The sequence below is a fragment of the Ornithinibacillus bavariensis genome, from assembly GCF_018333235.1.
Lineage (GTDB): Bacteria > Bacillota > Bacilli > Bacillales > Amphibacillaceae > Ornithinibacillus > Ornithinibacillus bavariensis.
In genome coordinates, this window is sequence record NZ_BORP01000006.1 from 229941 (window position 1) to 253295 (window position 23355).

Genomic DNA, 23355 nt, shown 5'->3' on the forward strand with positions numbered 1-23355 from the left:
CAGGAGTTGTGCAATTAATCTATCAGCAGCCGTCTAGTTAACCAAATATGAAGATGAATACTTGGATTCTAGAAACTAATCGGTGAATAAGTGAGCAAGACGATCATCAAGATCGTCTTTTTTAATATGGTTCAAAAAGAGGTCTATCAAGTTGTAAATAGGCAGGTTCTAGCTGGTTTTTCTGCCCTAAATGAATTACAAGCTAGTGTTCCTGACTTTATATCTCATGCTTGATAACTCTCAATCATATTAGCCATATGAGCGTAAGAAGCTCCAGCACGTACTGCAGAGGCTACCATTATGGCTTCTGCAAGCTCCTCGCTTGTTGCTCCTTGTTTTCCTGCATTTTTCGTATGAACATCAATACAATATGGACATTGAATAGCGTTTGCTACTGCAACGGCAATCATTTCTTTAAATTTCGTACTCAATTTTCCAGCCTTTGTTGCTGCTGCGCTAAATGCTTGATATCCTTTAAAACCATCTGGAGCAAATTTTCCTAACTCGCCAAGATGTTTTAAATTAGAACGGGCATAAAGTACATCTGTTGCTTCTTTATCTCTTGCATTGTGTACATGAGTACTATGGGTAACCGTACCACCTGCTTCGACTGCAGTTGTAACGAATACCGCCTCAACCAATTCCTCTAGTGTAACACCAGCCTTTTTCGCTGCCTTTGTATGGGAGTCAATACAATAAGGACATTGTGTTACATGTGTAATTGCAACAGCTATGATTTCTTTTTCCCTTTTCGATAATGCGCCATCTTTAAAGGTAGCAGCATTAAATTCTTTAAATGTTTCTAGTTGCTCTGGTGCAAGCTCCTTTAATTGAGTTAGCCTTTGTATATTTTCTTTTTCATATAGGTAATCTGCCATTTCTATACTCCTTTTTTATTTAGTTTATCCTTCGATTTGTTAATTATTTAACAACAATTGTTAGTTATCGTTTACTTGTTGTTTTAAGCGTAAGGTGTTGAACTAAAACTATGGGATGAATACTCTGAATGTTGTGTTATTATTGAAGTGTAATGTAGTTGAGACGGCATCCAGTTACCTAATAATTAGTTTTTAGTTAAATGGATTTAAAATTCTTTTATAAGAGGGTGGGATAGTTTAACTAAATAATTAACGAAATTTTGGAACAAATCTATGGTTTACTTCGTATATAGGCAATGAGGGTGTGAACCTATGAAAAAGGTACCCGTGTACATGTTAATTATTGGTGCTTTGTTTATGGTTGGTTGGTGTGGTGAGAATAGTTTCGTTGATAAGGATGACAAGGAATTCGTAATAACTAGTTTGTAGATGTATAGCGCTTGTGTCGAGGTGTAGACAATGAAAACAAAAATCTTTTTATATAGCCTATTATTATCCTATTTGACTATTTTTCTATTTGCTAAAAATATAGAAGGCGATAAAGTTCTAGGTTACCCCATTTCCTTTTTAACATATTACGATATTGAATATTGGTACACTAGTCCGTTATCTGTACTAAATCCCTTTAATGTAGTAAATATTAGCTTGAATGTAGCAGCTTTTTTAGTGAATGCGATGGTTTATTTCTTTATTCTCTTATTTGGTATAAAGCTCTACAAAAAGTTAACGATAAAGTTCTTCAGCTAATATAGTAGAGAAGAGAATGTCTATATTCTGTCACGACTGAAAAATACTGCTACATAGATCTTTAAAGGAAAAATTGTAATAAACGATTTATTGAAATTATCAATTTAGGAGTGAGGTAATGAGCGAAATAGATAAACGAAATAGATTGGGTGAAGAACCTTTTACTTATCAAACAACGAAAAAAGGAACAGTTATAATCTCTTATGAAGGTAAACAGATTAAAATTGTAAAGGATGCTGAGGCAGAACGTCTTATAGCAAAAATTAAAGAGGTTGAAGATAATGCAATAGAAGTTCAGTTATTATTAGCTAAAATTACGCGAAACTTTAAACGCGGTAATGAGAAGGTGGGTAAGAATAACAGAAAATAAGCCTTAACCGGGTCAAATAAATCGTGTAAACAGTGAGAAGGTGTCAGTAACTTTAAGGTACTTTGAACAACAGGTATCGTCATAGGTGATAATTCCCTGTTTATTTTTTGTTTCACTGGTACTCTCTTTTGTATAGATTAATTTATTTGTGACGATATTTAAAATACCATTAGAGTATGTTTGTCATAGGATTTGCATGAATCAATTATTAAGGAAGGAGTAATCTAATGAGCTATAAAAACACGTTTATTACCATTTCAGAGGACTCAACGGTTGATTCAGGTATTGCGCCTCAACCAAGAAATAACAAGCCAACGATAGCTTCGATAGAATATGACTTAATCCATAATAATCCATACGAATTTTCTCAAGAAGATGTGCAATTTCAAACCTATTTACGTAAAAATCAAATTGAATCCAATCAATTAGACGAATTAAGAAAACAATTTTTTGAAAAACCGAAAGCTTGCTTTAGAGCATCTCCATTGGTAAAGAAATATGGGTGGGGAATACATTACGATAACGAAGGAAAACTTGCAATATATGCTGTGAATAGTGAAGCATATGAGCAATTTCTCCATGCAGATCAGATTACTTTATTAAAAGGTATGCGTACGAAACGGAAATAGCGGGAAGACCTACCCACTCATTAATCAGAATTACACAATACCAGCTGTATCACCAATGTTTTATGGGAAGGTTTCAATGGAAGACTGATTAATCTAAATAAAAACTGTGTAAAAATTATAACCATCTGCTCTAGTATCTGATGCAATCGTCCAATCAATGGATAACCTAATTCATACAATACATTGTTCCGAAAATGTAAAGGTGGTGTAAGTATGAGTGGAGCTGCAGGAGGATATGGCCACGGTGGGGGATTTGCATTAATCGTGATACTATTTATCCTATTAATTATCGTTGGTACTGCATTTGTAGGTGGCTACGGAGTTTACTAATTTTAATATTGTTACAGCTAAGCAGAGGACCTTACTAATCAGTTTATCATTTCAAAGGCGGTTTCTTATGAAGCCGCCTTTCCATTTGTTGGGTAATCGGAAAATAGTGTGAATACCGTTCTAATAGACAAAGATAACGAAAAACGCAGAACACAGTCCAATAGAACCGTTCTAATAGACAAAGATAACGAAAAACGCGAAACTCAGTCTAATAGAACCGTTCTAATGGACTAAGATAATGAAAAACGCGGAACTCAGTCTAATAGAGAGGCTCTAATAGACAAAGATAACGAAAAACGTGGAACTCAGTCCAATAGAACCGTTCTAATAGACAAAGATAACGAAAAACGTGGAACTCAGTCCAATAGAACTGTTCTAATAGACTAAGATAATGAAAAACGCGGAACTCAGTCCAATAGCCCCGTTCTAATAGACTAAGTTAATGAAAAACGCAGAACTCAGTCCAATAGAACTGTTCTAATAGACTAAGATAATGAAAAACGCGGAACTCAGTCCAATAGCCCCGTTCTAATAGACTAAGTTAATGAAAAACGCAGAACTCAGTCTAATAGAACTGCTCTAATGGACTAAGATAATGAAAAACGCGGAACTCAGTCTAATAGCCCGTTCTAATAGACAAAGTTAAAAAAAACAAGCCACCAGCGTAATAGAATCACCTTAATGACAAACATAATGCATATCATAGTAACCTACCTACCACCTTTTGCTAACAAAACAAACAATCTACCAAGCTCGTTAATGAAATTGCTACGTAATAACCGCAATTCCGAGCCAATGAAGCGGGGTTCCTGTGTTCGAAAAAAGATGCTAGTTTAAAAAGAAGCAATTGGAATTGGTTTCTTCCACTGCCTCCTTAAATAAATTAAGTATGCTTCACAGCGACATACAGTTCAATTTCATTTTCTATATCTTCAGGTTTGTAACGTTCATCCCATAGTTCGCTATCGTATCCAAGCGTGTGATAGTTGTTCTCCTTTAGCCATGTACCATATAAGAAATCAAAGGATTTATTTGTTCCACACTATAATCCGAATACCCAATTTGTTTTTGTTGAGTTATAAGGCTAATGGATAGTTCAAAAGTATTTTCTTTGCATAGAAATATGGTATATATAAATGTCTATGTAGAAAAGGAGGCATAGGGTATGCCATTATTTCCACCTAACCAAGGAAGGATTCCTCCAAGGCAAAGACCAAGGTTCGGCGCACCGAATCTAAATTTTCGCTACCAAAATCAAATTAGACGTAGACCACGGAATTCTTTTCCGTTCAACCAAGTAGGGCAAACACAAGGCACAGGAATAAATATGAGAACAATTATGGGGCATGTAGGTACCATAACTAATGGAATCAATATGATAAGGCAAATGGGTTCTATTTTTAGAATATTTTAGCGGTGTTTGATCGGAATAGCTAGATATAGGATGAGATACTGTAACTATTCATTCAAGTAAACGTATAACATTAAAGGAATTTGTTTTTTCTTCCATGCTGAAAAGAGTTCAATTGGTTGAGGGAGGTGCAAAAGGTGTCATCTCAACAAAAAAATTGGTTTAATGAGATTCTCTCCCAAAGTGAAGGGGAGAAGGGGAAAAATAGAAACATAGGACCAGGATTTAATCCATTTTCGAACGAAGGGAATTGGATGGGGAAACCCTTTGGTGGGAATGGGAATCTTGGTATGAACGAATTAATGGAAATGATGAATAAAGGAAATTTCCCTTTTGGCCATAGTCAGATGGGAATGAAAGAAATGATGGAAATAATGACGAATGGAAGCTTTCCATTTGGTCCTGGGATGGGGGCTTTCCCATTCGGCAAAGGTATGAATGGGTTTAGTGGCCCGCAACATTGGTTGGGTTTTATCGGTAGAATGTTTGGTAGCGGTCCAAATAGACCTAGAAGATAATGTTATAAGAACAATAACAGCTTAAGAGTTAACGTAACAGCTCTTAAGTTACATAATGACAGGTACCACAAAATAAGGATATAATTTAAACAACATTTTTCATAGGGAGAGGTAGAATGAGGGAGTTATATATCAAGCAGAAGGTGTTTAGTCTAAGTGGAAAATTTACGGTGAAGGATGAAGAAGGAGATGATGTTTATTACGTGGAAGGTAGTTTTATGCAAATTCCTAAGACCTTCTCCATTATGAATCCAACAAGATCCGAGGTTGCACTTATTACGAAGAAGACATTCAGCTTTTTACCGAAATTTTTTGTTGAAGTAGATGGTCGCGAGGTATTAACGATTAAGAAGGAATTTTCCTTCTTTAAGGCACGCTATACTATTGATGCGGCTGGCATTGAAGTACATGGGAACTGGTGGGATATGGAGTTTCAAGTGCTTCAACATGGTGAAGTTGTCGGTAAGGTTAACAAGGAATGGTTCACCTGGGGTGATAGCTACAAGGTACAAATATTAAAGGAAGACATGGAGTCTATCATGATTGCACTCGTTGTCGCTATTGATTGTGTAAAGTCTGATGAATCAGCTGCTTCTGCCGGAGCGGCGACTTAATACAGGGCTACTACATCTATCAATTAAAAATAACAAAATAGGTAGAGAAAGATTGTATTAATTTTAGTAATAAATAGACCTCAGCAGCAGCTAATAATGAAGTGGGGTCTATTTTTTTTGTCTATGACAAAAAATGTAATCATTAAGACCAGGGTCTGAAGCATAGACACGGCACTTTCCTTGGTATATAGCGTATCGCTTAGCTAAATGAAAAGGAACCGTCCACTTATGAAATAACTACCTTAATCCAATGTAGCCACACAGGTTAGTTTCATTTGAATAAAGTAATACCCATGTAAACTAGTAATGGTAAGAATGCTAGAAAAAGAAATAGTGGTATTTTTTTACCGTTAAAGGTGGCTAATGAAGAATTAAAGAGATTAACTCCCATTAGAATTAATAGCAATGGAATGTATGACTGATTCATGCTAGCTGGAATTACAAGCAATATGATTCCCATTAGCGTAGCAATATGAATAGCTTTTCTAGATTTTATTTCCCCCTTTTTCATTTTTCTAGAATCCCTCCATTTATGCTTTTTCCTTACATTCAATTTACTATATTCTGCAAATTATAAACAGCTGTTTAGGGAATTAATTTAATGAGCAAATGATATCTGATTTTTAATAACGATCTATTATTGTAATTCACCATTTCATGACAGCCTTATAGACATCTATAGTATTCAGAATCTTTAAAATAATGCTTTATTAATTTTGCATCCTCATTTATGATAAATCTATGAGGTGATGGAAATGGTTCCTAGGATGCTATGGAGGGAGTTATCCCTTCCTGCGCTTTTGTTGGATGGAAATGCTTTTGATGAAAATTGTAGGATGATTGCTGAAAAGGCAAATGGAAAAACGATTAGAATTGCTACCAAATCAATACGCTCGATTCCGGTATTAAGAAGAATTTTTAAAGCAAATCCTCTTTTCAAGGGGCTTATGTGCTATAGCCCTCATGAGGCTATTTTTCTGGCTGAACAGGGCTTTGACGATATTTTGTTGGGGTATCCATGCTGGGATGAACAAGCCCTCGCTGAAATTGCCAAGCTTAATGCCAATGGGAAACAAATTACTTGTATGGTCGATTCCACGCAGCATATTGACCATTTAAACAAAATCAATCAAACGACTAATGGAGTCTTTTATCTATGTATTGATATTGATATGAGCACTTCATTTGGTAGTCTGCATTTTGGTGTAAGACGTTCTCCGTTAAAATCCGAGAATGACGTCATTCAGCTAGCGAGGAAAATGAAAGAATCCCCTAGTTTAAAGCTTGTTGGAGTGATGGGCTATGAGGCACAAATTGCTGGTGTTGGTGATAAGGTGCCTACACAAAAGATGAAGAACCGAGTTGTCACTATTTTAAAAAGAAGATCTATCCATAAAATTAGAGAACGCAGACAAACGATTGTTCAAGCATTGGAAGGGGAAGGACATCAACTAGTATTCGTGAACGGAGGTGGGACAGGTAGTCTTGATACGACATCTGTAGATGAAAGTGTTACAGAGCTTACTGCTGGTTCTGGCTTTTACTCGCCTTTGCTGTTCGACTATTACCGGGATTTCCGCTATCAGCCTGCTCTATTTTTCGCCTTACCAGTAGTTCGAAAGCCTGCACCGAATATTTATACCTGTCTAGGAGGTGGGTATATTGCATCAGGGCCTCATGGGGAGGATAAAGTGCCAAAGCCTGTCTATCCGCCTGGTGGTAAATTACTTCCATTTGAGGGGGCAGGTGAAGTGCAAACCCCTGTCTATTTTAAAGACGAAAAGTTGGAGATAGGAGATCCGATCGTTTTCAGAGCAGCAAAGGCAGGAGAAATTTGTGAACGGTTTAATGAGATCATTTGCTTCGAGAATCAGGAAATAGTAGAACACTATCCTACCTATCGGGGGGAAGGGAGATGTTTTCTGTAATGAAGACAGAACAAGGAAAGCGGTGGAGAAATTGGGCAAGAACTAGTCAAAGTACTCCTGAGAAAACCTTTTATCCATCCTCTATGGAAGAAGTTATTTTTATTGTTAAAGAGGCTGTCCAAGAGCAGAAAAGGATTCGAGTAGTTGGAGCAGGGCACTCATTTACGAAATTAGTAGAAACAAATGACTGGCTTATTTCGCTTGATTTACTAAGTGGGATTGAGGAAATTGATGAAGTCAATCATATGGTTACTGTTCTGGGAGGTACGAGGCTTTTTCAATTAGGTGAAGAGCTTGGACAAGCAGGCTATGCCCAAGAAAATTTAGGGGATATTAATGTCCAAAGCATTGCAGGTGCTATATCAACTGGAACGCATGGCACTGGTCTGGACTTTGGAAATATTTCCACTCAAGTGGTAGAGCTATCCATCGTGACAGCATCAGGAGAACTTCTTACCGTGTCTGAGAAACAGAACGCTCGTTATTTCAAGGCTTGCCTCGTATCACTTGGAAGTCTAGGAATTATTGTTAAGGTGAAGTTAAAAATTATAAAAAGTCTTGTTTATGCATATCAGAGTGATAAGATACTGTATCCGCTTCTTGTTGAGCAGCTAGATCGTTATATTCACGAAAACCGCCACTTTGAGTTTTATCTATTTCCTTATTCAGATATTGTGCAGGTTAAAACGATGAATATTACAGAAAGGAAGCCCGATCGTTTACATTTTCATCGCTTTCAAAATCTCCTACTCGAAAACTATTTATTTTATATTCTTTCAGAGTTTTGTAGATTGTTTTCAACGGGCAGTAGCTTTGTTAGTAGACTATCAGCAAGAGCAATCGGAAAAACAATGATAGCAGGGAAAAGTCATGAGCTTTTTGCAACACCGAGGCTAGTGAAGTTTAGGGAAATTGAATACTGTATCCCGATTGAGCATTTTAAATCGGCCATTCAAGAGATTCGGGAATGTATCGAGGAAAAGAAGCATCGCGTCCATTTTCCAATAGAATGTAGGACAGTTAAGGCAGATGATAGTTGGCTTAGCCCTTCCTATCAAAGGGAATCGGCATATATTGCCTTCCATATGTATAAAGGTATGCCCTATGAAGAATATTTCTATGATATGGAAGCGATTATGCGGAAATATGAAGGAAGGCCACATTGGGGGAAAATGCATCATCTCAGCCAGAAGGAATTACTTGCCCTATATCCAAAGCTACCCGATTTTCTAGCTGTAAGGCAGGAATTAGATCCACATGGGGTTTTTCTAAATGATTATTTGAAGGAAATTTGGATAGGTGAACAATCAACCGAGAAATTACCTGTTATGGAGTAAAACTTGAGGCTGATTGATAACATAACCATTTCACTTATTATGATTCTGTTCTACAATTTAAGTAAGAATCTGCTGAAATGCCTTGTCCTTGTTTATGCTTAACGAATGATACAAAATGCCTTCAACCAACGAAGTACTGGTAGTCATTCAGTTCGGAAAACACAAAGTAATATAAGGAAATGATAGAATAAAAGTAATTTAATAGGTGTTTAGCGTAAGAGGTGGTTATCATCAACAAAAAAAGAAAACCAATATTTCAAACTAACCTAGTGAATGTGGTTGTTTTGGCGATTATTTTTGCTCCCTTATTTGGGGCTATTACAGAGAGTCTGAAGGTTTTCATTGGAACTGTGATGACAATTCCAGTTCTGGTGATTCTTCTTTTATGTATCTGGCTTAAATTTGGGCATAGTGGCATATTGGTTAACAGTATTAATGCATTTATCATGATTGCAATGATGTCCTTCTATTGTAGTATTCCATTGTTTTTCCTGTTATGGGGAAGCTGGCTGATTTGGTTGTTGTTAGGGATCTACCTTGTTACGTTCCTAATCGGCTATAAATATAAAGAAAAATTAATCATGAAGCTCGCGATTACAGAGGGAAACGACGGTGTACGAAGACCAGCAAAATTCCTTCTCTATTACTCATTAGGAGTCCTTTTTATTGGGATAATTGGTGCTGTCGTTGTAAATATTGTTATTTATCATGGTGGGGCTAAGATTATCGTGTTTGGCTTCTTCTATGTCTTATCCTATTACTTATTTGCGGTTAGCCCCGCTTTCTTAGTGAAGCCTACGAAAGCATTGGAAATGGGGGCTATAACAGAAGAGCATTATAATGAATACCATTGATATGGGTTAGTGCCTGTCTCAACGTACCTTTATTTACTGAAATGGTCGAGAAAGGCACTTTTTTTCTATAGTATATTGAACACAGACCATAAGAGCAAGAATGAGGATGAAATGAGGCTCGGATATTGTTAAAATGAACCCAATGATAAAGGAAGGAGTCCGGTATTAGGTGACGAATATTAATCTTTCGTTTGATGAAATGTGGGAAAAAATAATGGCCTGTGATCGGAAATATGATGGCCTTTTCTTTACAGCAGTTAAAACGACGAAAATATACTGCCGTCCTTCCTGCCGATCAAGGAAGCCGAAAAAGACAAATGTTGAATTTTACTATGAAATGAATAAGGTGGAGGCTGCAGGTTATCGTCCTTGCAAAAGATGCCAACCAGAGGTTGATGAATCGCCACATATGGAAATAGTTCGAAAGGTCACTACGTTTCTAGTTAATCATTATAAGCAGAATATTGCTTTGAAGGATATTGCGGCACACATCGGTTTAAGTCCCTTTTATCTGGAGCGACTTTTTAAAGAGGAAACATCGGACACGCCACGTATGTACTTAGAGAAAATACGCATCGATAAAGCGACACATCTTCTTTCTAGTACAAATCTTACAAATTTAGAAATCTGTTATGCGGTAGGATTCCAAAGCCCTTCCAATTTTTATAAAGTATTTCGAAAGCAAAAAAACTGTTCACCTAGTGAGTATCGAAAGGAATTCCACCATGAATTGGGCTGATTATCCATCACATATAGAAATTTATCCGCCAAAGGAATTTAACTTTAAAGAGTGTCTAGTCTTTTTAGAAAGATCGGATCAGGAAATACTCCATCAGGTAAAAGACGAATCGCTTTATAAATTAATCCCTGTAGTTGAATCCCTCATTCTGTGTAAAATCGGATATAGAGATCAATATATAAAGGTTGATTTCCCAATAGGTGCTCCATCAAGTGAAAAACGTAAAGAGGCTGCCGAGTATATTTGGGAATGGTTTGATTTGGATTGTAAGCTAGGAGAGTTTTACCAAATAGCAGGTAAGGATAATGTCTTGAGAGGATTAGTTCAGGACTATTATGGATTACGAATCATGTGTATTCCCGATTTATTTGAGGCATTGGTATGGGCAATTATCGGCCAGCAAATTAATTTAACATTTGCTTACACATTAAAGAAACGCTTCGTAGAACAGTTCGGAGAAAGTTTACGTTTTGAAGCGGATACGTTTTGGGTTTTCCCCACCTTTGAAAAAATTGCTTCCTTGGAGGTTGAGGATCTAAAAAAATTGCAATTCTCTACCAGAAAGGCTGAATATGTGATTCATATTGCCAAAGCTATGACTAGCGGTGAATTAGCAAAGGAATTATTGCTCCAGCAACAAGATTATCAACAAATAAAAGCTTCATTAATGGCAATTAGAGGTGTTGGAGCATGGACAGCAGATTATGTTATGATGAAATGCTTACATCAAACCACTGCCTTCCCAATTGCGGACGTCGGTCTTCATCATGCATTGAAAAATCAATTAGGACTAGACAGAAAACCAACTATAGAAGAAATTATGGATATAGCAGTTAATTGGGAAGGCTGGCAAGCATATGCTACATTTTACCTTTGGAGGTCTTTATATGACTAAATTATACCAACTAGACTACGAATCACCAATTGGTGTCATTGAAATAACGGGTACGCATGAGGCGATAACAGCTATTTTATTTTCGGAGAATGAAGAAAAGAAGCATGATCTTCAGCCAAAAACACCAGCCGTACTCGTAGATTGCTATAACCAATTGGATGAATATTTTAACGGCACTCGCCAGGCATTTACCATTCCTTATGAATTGGAAGGGACAGACTTTCAAAGAAAGGTTTGGAATGCTTTGACGGAAATTCCATACGCTGGCGTACAGTCTTATAAGGATATTGCTGTTTCCGTTGGGAATGAGAAGGCAGTTCGTGCGGTGGGTAGTACGAATGGAAAAAATAAAATAAGCATTGTCATTCCGTGCCATCGTGTGATTGGTTCTAACGGAAAAATGACTGGTTATGCAGGCGGCGTTTGGCGAAAGGAATGGTTACTGGAGCATGAGAAGAATGGAATAAAGATGTAGTTAGACCGTTTAATTGAGCATTATTTTTTAAGGAGATCGAATGATGGAGAAGTATCTTCTGCCATCTTAAATAGAAAAGGATGCACGCTATTAGTTCGTGCATCCTTTTATCATCTATTACTTCGTATAATTATCAAAATATCCTTGAATATAAATCATTGGTGTTCCTTTATCACCACTACCAGAGGTTAAATCAGATAGGGATCCAATAAGATCTGTTAGTCTACGTGGTGTCGTTCCTTGTGCTTCCATAGCACCAACTAGATCTTCATTTTTGTTCTGAATGTATTCCGAAATTGCTTGCTTAAGCTCTTCTCCACGTAAATGAGAGAAGTTATTATCTGCAAGGTATTTTAATTTTACCTCATTTGGTGTACCCTCAAGTCCAGAAGTATAGGCAGGTGATACGACTGGATCAGCAAGCTCCCAAATTTTTCCGACAGGGTCTTTGAATGCTCCGTCACCATAAACCATTACTTCAACGGTTTTACCCGTTACTTCTCTTAGCTTTGCTTGAATGCCATCGACAATTGGTTGGCAGTTATTTGGGAAAAGTTTAACGCTATCTTCAGTCGCTTTATTTGACCCAAGTAGACCATAGTCTGCGTTAAATCCACTACCATTAATAGATTCAGAAAGTACATCATCAAGGCCAAATACTTTTTCAGCACCATTGCTTTTCAGAATGCGCTTTGTTCTTGCACGAGTGTGAATGTCACAGGTTAGTACGTTTTTTGTATAGTCTAGAATAGTTTTTGGATTGTTGGAGAAGATGACTTCACAGGCTGCACCTTCTGCCTCAATTAATTCTTTATAGTATTCGATATAATCAACACCTGTAAATGGATGCTTCTTATGACCGAAATGCTTACGGAAATCAGTTTCTGATAGTACATCTGTCCAAGGGTTAATACCTTTTACATCTAGTTCATCGATATCGACAAGATGGTTACCCACTTCATCAGCAGGATAGCTTAACATTAACACAATACGTTTTGTTCCTTTTGCAATTCCTCGAAGGCAGTTAGAAAAACGGTTACGACTAAGGATTGGGAAAATAACTCCAACAGTTTCTTCGCCGAATTTAGCTTTTATATCCGCTGCTATATTACCAATCGTTGCATAGTTTCCTTGTGCACGAGCAACAACGGATTCAGTAATCGTAACAATGTCACGATCTTCAATAGTAAAGCCTTCCGTTTCTGCTGCATGTAATACCGTATTTACAACGATATCTTCTATATTGTCTCCAGTGTTAATGATTGGTCCGCGGAGTCCACGAACTACAGTTCCAACTACTCGTTCCATATTATCTCTCCTCAAATAAGAGTGTGGTGGGTAATCAATTTTTTGATCCTATGTAACTATAACCTATTGATTGATATAAGTAAAATTAATATTTATAATATCTGTTATAAGGGGTGTTAATATGGTTGGGAAATTAGATCTATATCGTATTTTTTACACTGTTAGCCAGAATAGAAGCTTTTCGAAGGCTGCACAGGAATTGTATATGACACAATCTGCAGTTAGTCAGTCAATCTCCAAGCTAGAGAATGAATTAGCAATTCAGCTATTTAACCGTACCTCTAAGGGTGTTGAATTAACCATGGAAGGAATGCTGTTAAGTGAGCATGTGAAATCAGCACTCGGTATGATCCAGGTCGCAGAAGATAAGCTATCCGAGTTTAAAACCTTAAAAACAGGACAATTACGTATCGGGGTTGGGGATACCATCTCACGTTATTTCTTATTACCTTATTTGGAGGAGTTTCACCAAGCACATCCCGGCATTAATTTAAGTATCTTAAACCGCACTACCTCAGAAATCATCAATCTTATTAAAGCTGGAAAAGTAGATGTAGGTATCTGTAACCTACCAATTCAAGACGACCAACTCCAGGTTATCCCATGTAAGGAGATACAAGATACATTCGTTTGTGGTGAGAAATACAAGGAAATAACCGAAAAACCAATTAGCCTAGCAACCTTAATGAAGCTACCGTTAATTTTCCTAGAAAGGAAATCAAACTCCCGTATGTTTGTGGAAAATTTCCTGAAAGAGAGAGGATATCAGGTATCACCTGTATTTGAGCTTGGTTCCTATGATTTGGTTTTGGAGTTTACAAAAATAAACCTCGGTATATCCTGCGTAATCAAGGAGTTTGCAAAGGACTATTTAGACAGAGAGGACTTATACGAGGTGAAGCTGGAAGAGCCCATTCCAAAAAGAAGCATTGGCATAAGTTATTTGAAAAATGTTCCCTTATCACAAGCTGCAAGGAAGTTTGTCGAGCTAATAAATGAGAACACGGTAGAAAGCTGGGAGTAGATCGATTGGGATAAGGAATGGTAGCAATTCAATTGTCCTAAAAGTGTGAAGTTGTATAGGGTGAGGTTACACATAAACTCCGTGACTTTTAAAAGACTGGGTTAATGAAAAACTTGGCTTATAGTCCGATAGATAGTTTCTAATGGACAGAGTTACCGGAAAACATGGGAATCAGTCCAATAGAACCGCTCTAATAGACTAAGTTACCGAAAAACGCGGAATTCAGTCCAATAGAACCGCTCTAATAGACTAAGTTAACGAAAAACATGGAATTCAGTCTAATAGAACCACTCTAATAGACTAAAATTAAGAAAAACGCCGAAATCAGTCTAATAGAACCGCTCTAATAGACTAAGTTAACGTAAAACGCGGAAATCAGTCTAATAGAACCGCTCTAATGCTAGTTGTCTCCTTAAAAAAGAGGCATATGGAATTGGTTTTTTCCACTGCCCCTGAAATAATTTAAGTGTGCTTCACAGCAACATACATCTCAATTTCATTTTCTGTATCTTCGGGTTTGTAACGTTCATCCCATAGTTCGAGGTCGTATCCAAGCGTGTGATAGTTACTCTCCCTTAGCCATTTACCATATAAGTAATCATAGGATTTATATAATTCTGATTCAAGTCCATGATGTGTATAGGTAACATAATCATTTTCGGGGACGTGGTGTATGATGGCATCCGGTGGCAAATCAGAGGGCTCAGATACTTCGTAACCAATGATTTGTGTAAAGGGGTCTGTGTTGGCATTGAAATGCTCTTTCATCGGATACAGTTGAATGAGATAAATATGATTACCGATCTTATTCTGGATGTTATCTGCATTTGCTTTCAGTCTTTCGGTTGTTTTTTTACTTAACTGCTTCTCTTCAATTTCTTGTAGGTTAGCGTTAAAAGTATACCCAACTACCTGAAACGACTTTTTATGTACCAGTTTTGGTTCTGACATCTTCGTTCACCTCGCATTAATTTTATAGTTTTTTGTTAGCATCACATTGGACATTGAATCGGTTACCATCTAAATCATAAAAGTCTAAAAAAAGGTTATCTCCTGCATAGACTATCTCAGTGACGTTAACCTTGTGTGCCTTTAATTTATTGTAAAGACCATGAATATCCTTTGTGTGGAAACCGATTACGCCATGTTTTGCGTCATTTTGAGTGAAATTAATCCCCTTGCTATCGTTTGTTTCTATTAAAAATAGCATTTGCCCAGAAGGCAGATTAAGCTGGGCAAGTTGTTCATCTTCAATATGCCAGATGAACTGAAAATCGAGCACATCAACGAACCATTTTACAGCTCGTGGAATGTTTTTTACGGGAATTTGATTGTAAAGAATTTGCTCAATCATATGTGTCACCTCCCCCCTATAGTGTTTAAAAAACAGCTACTCATCACGCTTTTGAATTTTTACGCAAATAACTGTTTTACAGTTGTGTGCCGGATAGCAATCCATCGCTGGGTTAAGATAAATCTCCCGGTGAGGCAGAATCATTTCATAGCCTCGTCGATTTACTTCTTCCTCCATCTCCGCTAATGTGTCCTTTGTATCTCGGTAATGGCCAACATGCAACTGGAGTGCTTCTAAAGCAGCTGCTTCTCTTCTAAAACTAATTGCTGGTAATTCGTCAACACGTAGGTTTTTCTTTACCTTTTCTAATGCCCTCGTATAGATATCCTCTGTAATGAAATCTGGAACGAGCATCATTCTGTCAACGAGCCACTTCTGATCCTCTTCCTGTTGAAGCCAGATCATTTCATGGGGCATAAGCTTAAAGCGGTAGTCCATCTCCGTTTTGGTAATTTGCTTTATTTGGTTTACGACTTTAAAGCCAATCCACTTCTCGTCCTTTGGCTCTGGATGACCATCCCAATCCATATGAAAGGACGTACACATACGCTGTGAGACATAACAACGATCGGGCAATGTTTCGATAACCGTTTTGCCCTCCTTAATCTCGTAGATTTGTTTTAATAGCTTGCGGTGGTTGTTTGTCTTCGGTTTCACTGTGTTTACCATAATAACCCTCTCCTTTTACTGAAAATTTTTGTCCTATCAAGTAAGTTGCTAAAGCAAAAAATTTCTATAAATCTTACATAGGGAGCTACAAAAAATTAACCTCTCCGTAAATAATCGAAGTAGTCTTGGATTGAATTAGCCATGTAGTTGTTTGTTCGGATGATGAATTTAAGGATCTCTTGAATGATTAAAAATCTGGTGGGGGTGCTAAAATTTTCTTAGCTGGTAGCTTAGCACGAGCGCGATTTTTGACATAATCGTTAATCGAAATACGGATACGTTCTCTTTGCACCTTCCGTTTTGAACGTGACAATAGATTATAAACATTGGCAGTCTGCATTCCAAATAAACCTGCTATATCAACAGGTGTAAGTTCACCAAAAAAGTGTGCTTCAAAAATGCTACGTTCTTTATCTGTTAAACAATGTAATAACGAGCGGATGTTTTCCATGATTTCTGCCCTTAATAAATAGGCAATTGGTTCTTTTTGCTTTGCGTGCTCCCTAGATGAACGAGACATAAAGAAGAGGATTTGATCCACGTCACTCCAATCAACTCGTTGAGCATGGATTGTTCTCTCTTCATTCGATGGTGTAAATAACGCAAATGGCTGCTCATTTCGGTAAGGTCCACCACGACGCATTTTCATGTAAGCCTGATTACGAACAATTTGTCTTAGCCAGGGAAGAAATTTCTTCGTGTCCATTAATGTCCCTAGCTTCAGAAAGGCACGGATTAATGCATCTTGTACGATGTCTTCTGCAAGAAAGGTATCCTTCGTAATCGATTGTGCCCATCCGAGTGCTCTTTCTCTGTGAAGGCGCACAAGCTCACCAAAAGCATCTTGGTCCCCTTTGCGTGCTTTTTCTACGAGCTCTGTTGGGGGATTGCTATGTGATGATTGCATGGTCTGGTTATCAAGAGCGACACTTTTCATACTCAATTCTTCTGATGAGCTAATTGGGATGTTCATACGATTAACCCCTTCGTATTTTTCTCAAGTGAATAGCATGCTTAATGGATCCATACTTCTGAATGATAGGCTTTCATAAAATGAAGTAATCTTTCGAGTAACTTGATTCCATCTTCTTCTCCTTGCTTGGCAGTCGTTAATAAAGCAATTGCTTTATCGGAGTGAGCAGGATTTTGTGGATTTCCTCCCTCTGGGAAGGGAAACAAGTCACGCATCTCAATAAGTGCTGCTGTCGTTTTTTGATAGCATTGAGCGGCTTCTCCAGCAAGTTTGCGAACCGTCCTCTCAACGATATTATCTGCCGTCCAAGTCTGTTCAAGTTCTTTTAGAAATTGTACAGCAAACTCACGTGCATCACTAATAACATGGATATTATAGGCCTGCCCATATGGATCTGCTTTTCGCTGTTTTAATACGTTCATCCATGCATCATATCCCTCGAGCCCCATCTTATACTGATCCTTAAAAATATGATTCCACTCACGACCTAGTGTATGATCGACAAACATATCGAGAGCCATTCGTAATCGTTCATATTTAGAGTGAGGAAGCTGTTCACTGATTGTAGTCGCAAATAGGACGCCTGAGCGGACATCCGAAAATTTTTCATACGGAATTGTTCCATTATTAACAGCATCCTTGCCGTGGAATACCTTCTTCTCGTCGTCATACCCATAAATCAAACCAAATTCAGGTACAAACAAATCAAAAGCGATTGCTGGATACCCACGATCAATGGAATCCTGAATCAATGCAATGGTTCGAGTAACATTTTCTGGTGAGACCGGTGCTTCCGCATCCGCTAGGCAGCTGATAAATCCTAAATTGCATAAATTGCGACGCAAAATATAACCACCTGGGAACATGGTAGGTCCAGCTACGTTGACCTCCTTACAGTCAATATTAATACGGAAGGCATGACCCGTAAGCCCCATTACATCAACTAAGGAAAAATTACTGTTTTCCCCATAAGTAATTGCCCCATAAATCGCAGCTGCAGCTGATGTGTTTGTTCGATTCCATTGTTTTTCCATTGTTATTCACCTCGTTAACTAATGCTAATCTTTGTCACCGCACAATTATTTCTCCTATTATACCATTATTTCAAAATATTAATTATTTTCATTCATAAGGATTTTCGTGCGCTTTATAAGAATGATGCCATCAGTCAATGGAATCTATCAATTTCATAAAAAAAATAAGAAAAAAATAAATTGGGGTTAATTAGCTACAATTATCAGTCAAAAGTCGCGTGACAATAGACTTAGAAATAGAACTTTTTTCTCATCAATCACTACTTTTTCCTTATATTACTAAAAAGATTGATATGTTAGAATGTTATCAGTTTGTTGAAAATGGAGGTTGGAAAATATTGGCTAGAATATGGATGCTCCTTGCTACAATGATGCTAACATTATTCATTATTACTGGTTGTGGGAGCGACAAGAAAGAAACAAAGACAGATAACAATGAAAGTGTCTCCGAAGAAAAAAAGAATGAGGCTAAAGAAGAAAAACCAGAAGAGGATAAAACTAAAACCACTGCAGGTGAAGCTAGTGATGTCTCCGAGTTAATTGCTTATATGGAGAAAGAAACAGAAGGAACTGCAAAGGTTCTCTATGAGAACAAAGAATCACAAGTTCATGAAATGGATGGTGTTTCTGTTTCATTGGATGAATATACAGTAGTTGAACTTAATGATTTTCATGATGATTTCAGCATTCCTTTTAATGATGAGACAAATGGTGCCGTCATCATTGCTAAATATACAGTAACAAATGAATTGGATAAGGATGTTTATTATATGCCGGCTTTTTATCTATCATTTACTGGTGCAGATAAGGCTTATAATAATTATCAATATTTATTACCGGAAGAAGAGCAGATTGATACGAAATTACCACCGTCAGATGATTATGTATTAAAAGCAGGTGAGTCTGTTACAGGTTACTATACATACCCATTCGGTAAAACGCATTTCGATAAAGCTTTAGATGTATCTACTGTAGCAGTAGAGGTTCCAGCTGCAGAATCTGTAAAGGGTGACTTTGGTAACCCGATCGGGAAGGTAGGCCAATTTACGCTGAGCTTAAATGCTGCTGGAGCAGATAAGGTTGCTGCAAATGAAGCCTTTTATAAGGACAGAGTAACAACGGATGACATGGGCGTAAAGAAAATGCTGAAGGAAAAGTCTAATATTGGAAAGAGTGAAAAATTAGGCGATGTTACAGTCACTTTAGATGGCTATCAGTTTACAGAGTTTACACCCAATGAAGTAGAGGCGCCACGCTTTGTTGATTTTAAAAATGGAATTGTATTACTAACAGTAAAATTCACACTAGATAATAAAGGCTCTGACGCTATTGGCTTATCATCCATGACTTCAAAGCTGACAGTTAACGATGGTACGCAATATATGTTTGATCAAGGCATGCTGCTTAATTACAGTTATGATGACCTAATTGATGCTGGTAAATCTGGCGAGTATCTACAAATCTATACACTGGACAAAGAACAGTATGAGAAAATTTGGAAGGATAAACCTTTCGAGCTAGAAATTGGTCCAATTAGGAACCAGGATGCAACAGATATTTCTAAAGGAAAAAGAGTTAATTTTGAGATCAAATAATAGTTATATTAATAGGAAGATTACGTAGTTTAGATAATGAGAGAAAATGTGAAATAACTCTCTATAAATTTAAATCTAAATACAACACGATTAACACGTTGCATAGTCGCTAGGATTTTTATGGTAATCCTAAAGAATTTCACAGATTATTTTAGTAAAAGTTAGTTGGGCAAGTGTGCGGTATTATTTCGCGCTCTTGCCTTTTAATTTATTTCCATCCTTTAGTATTTATATAATTCTCTTATGTCATCTAAACACTTCATTAACTGTTGAATCACTTCTTTCGGATAGACAATACGGACTTTATCTCTAAAACGGATAATTTCAGTGATAACTTTATCAATGGTGTAATAATTCTTCTTTACGATTATTGTCCCATCTGAATGATTTACTATTTCATCCTTCTGAAAGTTATCTAATACTTGTGCCCTCATCTCTCGGCTAAATTGGAGGCAAACCTCGAATGGTCGTATGCTGCTTTCTGATTCCGCTTCCTCTTTTTCATATATATCTTCCATAGTATATGGACGCCTAGTAAAATAGTGAGCTGTGTTAAATGTTTCAATTATCCTAGTTAATTTAAATACTCGAAGTTCATTTCGCAGTAAACAATAACCCCAAGTGTACCAGTGGTAATCTTTTAAAAAAACCCCCATGGACTCGATGTCTCGCTCTGTTACATCGCCTTTATGATCTACATAGCGAATTCTAATTACGCGATTATTTTGAATAGAACTATATAATGTTTGAATATGCTGCGAACCATTATTCGGATGTGAAATTTGTAATTGGATATTATTATCTTGTATGGGTACCGAGTCAATTAATGGATTAATTTTCGAAATCAGTTTGTTGATATTTTCAAACCCAGTAGCACTTTCAATACTTTTCAATGCCCACTGTATAGAGAGTAATTCATCTAAAGTTAGATACTTCTTATCCAATTTGAATCCATCCATTAATTCATAGCCGCCTTCTTGCCCAGGAAACGATACGATGGGAATCCCTGCACGACTAAGAGAATCGATATCTCTATATATTGTTCTCTCTGATACTTCAAAGTACCTCGATAAGTCCACAGCCTTTATTCGTTTCCTGTGAATTAGTAACACAATGATTCCCAATAATCGTTCGATTTTCAAGGTTAGTCCTCCTGTAGTTCATTTCTTAGATATTGTGCAGTTAGCGAGTTACTTCTTGTTACTAAATCAAGTGGTGTACCTGCGAATAGGATTTCTCCTCCTTTTTTTCCACCACCAGGTCCAAGGTCAATAATCCAGTCCGCATGCTTCATTATATCTAGATTGTGTTCAATCACTATGACGGTGCTATCGTTATCAACGAAACGATCTAGAATGGATTGTAAATGTCTAACATCGGACATGTGAAGTCCTGTCGTTGGCTCGTCCAATACGTAAATATTACCAGAGCGGTGTAGCTCGCCAGCTAATTTAATTCTTTGACATTCTCCCCCTGATAATGTGTTCAACGGCTGTCCTAATATCATATAGTCTAATCCTACCTCTGATAATGCGCTTAAAGTGGATACCACTTCCTTATCCCGAAAAAATTCAAGTGCCTCTAATACTGTCATGCCTAATACATCTGAAATGGATTTTCCATTTAATGTATACTGAAGAACTTCATCCTTGAAACGTTTCCCTTTACATGTTTCACAAGTCGTTCTAATACTTTCAAGAAATGCAAGATCTGTATTAATATATCCGTTTCCTTGGCAATCTGGGCAAGCACCTTCTGAGTTAAAACTGAAAAGTGACTTACTCACTTTGTTAGCAGAGGCAAAGGAATCTCGAATCACATCCATAATGCCTGTATAAGTGGCTGGAGTTGACCGAATCGAGGTACCCACTGACTTTTGGTCAATAACAATGGCTTCTGGATGTTGTTTTAAAAACGCATCAAAAATCAATGTGCTTTTCCCTGACCCAGCTACGCCAGTAACTACAGTGAGAACACCACAAGGAATATGAACAGTAACGTTCTTTAGGTTATGATTGGAGGCTTCAACAATGGAAAGATATTTGTTGGACTTACGGGTTTTCTTTTTTAATGATTGTTTATTCCTCATATCGTTTCCAGTTAATGTATCAGCATCGTATAATCCTTGAAGATTTCCTTCATAGACAATTTTCCCACCATTTGTACCTGCCCCTGGTCCAATGTCGACGATATGGTCAGCAATTTTAATAACATCCTTATCGTGTTCTACTACTAAAACAGTGTTCCCTTTATCTCTGAGCTTTTGGAGCATGCGATTGAGATTGTTTACATCATGTGGGTGCAATCCGGTACTCGGTTCATCGAAAATATACATCATATCCGTTAAACTGCTATTAAGATGGCGTACCATTTTTACACGCTGTGCTTCTCCGCCAGATAAGGTTGATGTTTCGCGGTCCAGTGTAAGATAATAAAGTCCCATGTCCATGAGATGGTGTAGTCGAATTGAAATGTTGGAAACGATTGTTGTTGTTATTGGATCCTTTATTGCTTCGATTATCTTTATCAATTCACCTATTTCCATCGCAGCGAATTGAGCAATGTTAAAACCATCTATTTTACAATTTAATACCTTTTGGCTTAGCCGAGTTCCATTGCATGCTGTACAATGTGTTATCGAGATAAATTTCTTAACATTATTCGATAATTGATTGATCTCTCTTTTTAAGTACATACGTCTAAATCTGTCTACAACGCCTTCAAAATATTTCACGGGTTCATTTTTTAAGGGTAAGACGATTTTCTTGTCTTTTCCATATAGTAACGTATTCCACTCAGAATCCGTGTAATCGGCTAACTTTTTATCCGGATTGAATATACCTGAGATTAAATGCTTCTGCCAATACCAGGTCCCCACGGAGAAAGTGGAAAACAAAATCGCTCCGTCATGTAGTGATTTTGTTTTATCGAATAGTTTATCAATATCGGGCTCAACCTTTCGACCAATTCCCTGACACTTCGGACACATCCCTTTAGGATTATTGAAGGAAAAAACATCCGATTCGCCAATAAAGGGCTTTCCAATACGAGAAAATAATAACCGCAATAATGAGTAAATATCTGTGACTGTACCAAGCGTTGAACGTACATTTCCTCCTAATCGCTTTTGATTAATTACAACAGCAGGGGAAAGATTTTCAATGGACAATGCGTCTGGTTGGCTGTATGTTGGTAATCGATTTTGAATATACGTTGAAAATGTTTGATTTAACTGACGTTGGGATTCCTTACTTATGGTGTCAAATACGATTGATGATTTTCCAGATCCAGAAACACCCGTGAAAACAGTGATCTTCTTTTTTGGAATCGTTAGTGTTACATTTTTTAAGTTATTTTCCTTTAAGCCAACAAGTTTAATATATTGATTTTCAGTCATTAAAAACCACTCCTGTCAATAGATCATTTATTATATAAAGATCATTATACAGAAGTACCCTGACACCATTATGTCAGGGATTTGAAAAAAATTAAATTAAACCTTTGTATGTATGTTTTGGAATTGTTAGTATGCCACTTCTCAGTCTCGATGAAGTAGACTCATATTGTTTCGTACTGCAATGTGGACATTTCAATTTGAATAATGTTTTCATTGTTTGCCTCCAAGACCATTTTTCACCACAATTTTGGCAAATAGGCATTTTATCCCCTCCTT

General features: G+C 37.1%; 26 protein-coding genes. 15 read left to right on the forward strand and 11 right to left on the reverse strand.

Annotation, left to right across the window (positions count from 1 at the left end; all coding sequences use genetic code 11):
• Positions 1 to 224: 224 nt before the first annotated feature.
• Complete coding sequence (locus KI338_RS14945; protein WP_212921803.1) at positions 225 to 878, reverse strand: carboxymuconolactone decarboxylase family protein; 654 nt, start codon at positions 876 to 878, stop codon at positions 225 to 227.
• A gap of 459 nt (positions 879 to 1337) precedes the next feature.
• Between KI338_RS14945 and KI338_RS14950 the strand changes: the two genes are divergently transcribed.
• From KI338_RS14950 to KI338_RS14980, 7 genes are all read left to right on the forward strand, one after another.
• Positions 1338 to 1625, forward strand: a complete 288-nt coding sequence (locus KI338_RS14950; protein WP_212921804.1) for a hypothetical protein — start codon at positions 1338 to 1340, stop codon at positions 1623 to 1625.
• Between the two features lie 118 nt (positions 1626 to 1743).
• Positions 1744 to 1995, forward strand: coding sequence for a hypothetical protein (locus KI338_RS14955; RefSeq protein WP_212921805.1), 252 nt, complete (start codon positions 1744 to 1746; stop codon positions 1993 to 1995).
• 227 nt (positions 1996 to 2222) lie between these two features.
• Entirely contained in the window at positions 2223 to 2624 is a 402-nt protein-coding gene (locus tag KI338_RS14960; RefSeq protein WP_212921806.1) for a DUF6157 family protein, read from the forward strand.
• Positions 2625 to 2837: 213 nt separating this feature from the next.
• Positions 2838 to 2954, forward strand: a complete 117-nt coding sequence (locus KI338_RS14965) for a YjcZ family sporulation protein (RefSeq protein ID WP_212921807.1) — start codon at positions 2838 to 2840, stop codon at positions 2952 to 2954.
• 1165 nt (positions 2955 to 4119) lie between these two features.
• Positions 4120 to 4368, forward strand: coding sequence for a hypothetical protein (locus KI338_RS14970; RefSeq protein WP_212921808.1), 249 nt, complete (start codon positions 4120 to 4122; stop codon positions 4366 to 4368).
• 134 nt (positions 4369 to 4502) lie between these two features.
• Positions 4503 to 4883 (forward strand): hypothetical protein, encoded by a 381-nt coding sequence (locus tag KI338_RS14975; protein ID WP_212921809.1) that lies wholly within the window; start codon positions 4503 to 4505, stop codon positions 4881 to 4883.
• Between the two features lie 116 nt (positions 4884 to 4999).
• Positions 5000 to 5497 carry an LURP-one-related/scramblase family protein gene (locus KI338_RS14980; RefSeq protein ID WP_212921810.1) on the forward strand — a complete coding sequence of 166 codons (498 nt, stop codon included), beginning with the start codon at positions 5000 to 5002 and terminating at the stop codon, positions 5495 to 5497.
• 271 nt (positions 5498 to 5768) lie between these two features.
• On the opposite strand, the gene KI338_RS14985 is transcribed toward KI338_RS14980, so the two are convergent.
• Entirely contained in the window at positions 5769 to 6008 is a 240-nt protein-coding gene (locus tag KI338_RS14985; RefSeq protein WP_212921811.1) for a hypothetical protein, read from the reverse strand.
• Positions 6009 to 6252: 244 nt separating this feature from the next.
• Here KI338_RS14985 and KI338_RS14990 point away from each other — a divergent pair, with 244 nt between their 5' ends.
• From KI338_RS14990 to KI338_RS15015, 6 genes are all read left to right on the forward strand, one after another.
• On the forward strand, positions 6253 to 7425 hold the full coding sequence (locus tag KI338_RS14990; RefSeq protein WP_373306348.1) for an amino acid deaminase/aldolase: 1173 nt from the start codon (positions 6253 to 6255) through the stop codon (positions 7423 to 7425).
• Positions 7425 to 8762 (forward strand): D-arabinono-1,4-lactone oxidase, encoded by a 1338-nt coding sequence (locus KI338_RS14995; RefSeq protein WP_212921862.1) that lies wholly within the window; start codon positions 7425 to 7427, stop codon positions 8760 to 8762. The genes KI338_RS14990 and KI338_RS14995 overlap by 1 nt, the downstream gene beginning before the upstream one ends.
• A 221-nt stretch (positions 8763 to 8983) precedes the next feature.
• Complete coding sequence (locus tag KI338_RS15000; RefSeq protein WP_212921813.1) at positions 8984 to 9616, forward strand: hypothetical protein; 633 nt, start codon at positions 8984 to 8986, stop codon at positions 9614 to 9616.
• Positions 9617 to 9815: 199 nt separating this feature from the next.
• Positions 9816 to 10355 carry a bifunctional transcriptional activator/DNA repair enzyme AdaA gene (locus tag KI338_RS15005; protein ID WP_373306352.1) on the forward strand — a complete coding sequence of 180 codons (540 nt, stop codon included), beginning with the start codon at positions 9816 to 9818 and terminating at the stop codon, positions 10353 to 10355.
• The gene (locus KI338_RS15010; RefSeq protein WP_212921815.1) at positions 10342 to 11250 is read left to right on the forward strand and encodes a DNA-3-methyladenine glycosylase family protein; all 909 of its coding nucleotides are present in this window, start codon (positions 10342 to 10344) and stop codon (positions 11248 to 11250) included. Before KI338_RS15005 ends, KI338_RS15010 begins: the two co-directional genes overlap by 14 nt.
• Entirely contained in the window at positions 11243 to 11725 is a 483-nt protein-coding gene (locus KI338_RS15015; protein WP_212921816.1) for a methylated-DNA--[protein]-cysteine S-methyltransferase, read from the forward strand. The genes KI338_RS15010 and KI338_RS15015 overlap by 8 nt, the downstream gene beginning before the upstream one ends.
• A 117-nt stretch (positions 11726 to 11842) precedes the next feature.
• Here the strand turns inward: KI338_RS15015 and KI338_RS15020 are convergent, their stop codons facing one another.
• A complete protein-coding gene (locus KI338_RS15020; protein WP_212921817.1) occupies positions 11843 to 13033 on the reverse strand; it encodes a coenzyme F420-0:L-glutamate ligase in 1191 nt (396 codons plus the stop codon).
• 121 nt (positions 13034 to 13154) lie between these two features.
• On the opposite strand from KI338_RS15020, the gene KI338_RS15025 reads away from it, so the two are divergent.
• Positions 13155 to 14057, forward strand: a complete 903-nt coding sequence (locus KI338_RS15025) for a LysR family transcriptional regulator (protein ID WP_212921818.1) — start codon at positions 13155 to 13157, stop codon at positions 14055 to 14057.
• Positions 14058 to 14519: 462 nt separating this feature from the next.
• On the opposite strand, the gene KI338_RS15030 is transcribed toward KI338_RS15025, so the two are convergent.
• The 5 genes from KI338_RS15030 to KI338_RS15050 all read right to left on the reverse strand — a co-directional run bounded on the left by KI338_RS15030 (position 14520) and on the right by KI338_RS15050 (position 18087).
• Positions 14520 to 15008 (reverse strand): GyrI-like domain-containing protein, encoded by a 489-nt coding sequence (locus tag KI338_RS15030; protein WP_212921819.1) that lies wholly within the window; start codon positions 15006 to 15008, stop codon positions 14520 to 14522.
• 22 nt (positions 15009 to 15030) lie between these two features.
• Positions 15031 to 15411: a VOC family protein gene (locus KI338_RS15035; RefSeq protein WP_212921820.1), complete on the reverse strand. Its 381-nt coding sequence runs from the start codon at positions 15409 to 15411 to the stop codon at positions 15031 to 15033.
• Positions 15412 to 15447: 36 nt separating this feature from the next.
• Complete coding sequence (locus KI338_RS15040; RefSeq protein ID WP_212921821.1) at positions 15448 to 16080, reverse strand: hypothetical protein; 633 nt, start codon at positions 16078 to 16080, stop codon at positions 15448 to 15450.
• Between the two features lie 187 nt (positions 16081 to 16267).
• Complete coding sequence (locus KI338_RS15045) at positions 16268 to 17053, reverse strand: RNA polymerase sigma factor (protein WP_212921822.1); 786 nt, start codon at positions 17051 to 17053, stop codon at positions 16268 to 16270.
• Positions 17054 to 17094: 41 nt separating this feature from the next.
• Positions 17095 to 18087 carry a hypothetical protein gene (locus tag KI338_RS15050; protein WP_212921823.1) on the reverse strand — a complete coding sequence of 331 codons (993 nt, stop codon included), beginning with the start codon at positions 18085 to 18087 and terminating at the stop codon, positions 17095 to 17097.
• A gap of 335 nt (positions 18088 to 18422) precedes the next feature.
• Between KI338_RS15050 and KI338_RS15055 the strand changes: the two genes are divergently transcribed.
• Complete coding sequence (locus KI338_RS15055; protein ID WP_212921863.1) at positions 18423 to 19682, forward strand: DUF5068 domain-containing protein; 1260 nt, start codon at positions 18423 to 18425, stop codon at positions 19680 to 19682.
• Positions 19683 to 19903: 221 nt separating this feature from the next.
• Here the strand turns inward: KI338_RS15055 and KI338_RS15060 are convergent, their stop codons facing one another.
• The 3 genes from KI338_RS15060 to KI338_RS15070 form a co-directional block, all read right to left on the reverse strand.
• Complete coding sequence (locus KI338_RS15060) at positions 19904 to 20824, reverse strand: helix-turn-helix transcriptional regulator (protein ID WP_212921824.1); 921 nt, start codon at positions 20822 to 20824, stop codon at positions 19904 to 19906.
• A 2-nt stretch (positions 20825 to 20826) separates the two neighbouring features.
• Positions 20827 to 23079 carry an ATP-binding cassette domain-containing protein gene (locus KI338_RS15065; protein ID WP_212921825.1) on the reverse strand — a complete coding sequence of 751 codons (2253 nt, stop codon included), beginning with the start codon at positions 23077 to 23079 and terminating at the stop codon, positions 20827 to 20829.
• 91 nt (positions 23080 to 23170) lie between these two features.
• Positions 23171 to 23341: a TIGR04104 family putative zinc finger protein gene (locus KI338_RS15070; protein ID WP_212921826.1), complete on the reverse strand. Its 171-nt coding sequence runs from the start codon at positions 23339 to 23341 to the stop codon at positions 23171 to 23173.
• Positions 23342 to 23355: the final 14 nt, after the last annotated feature.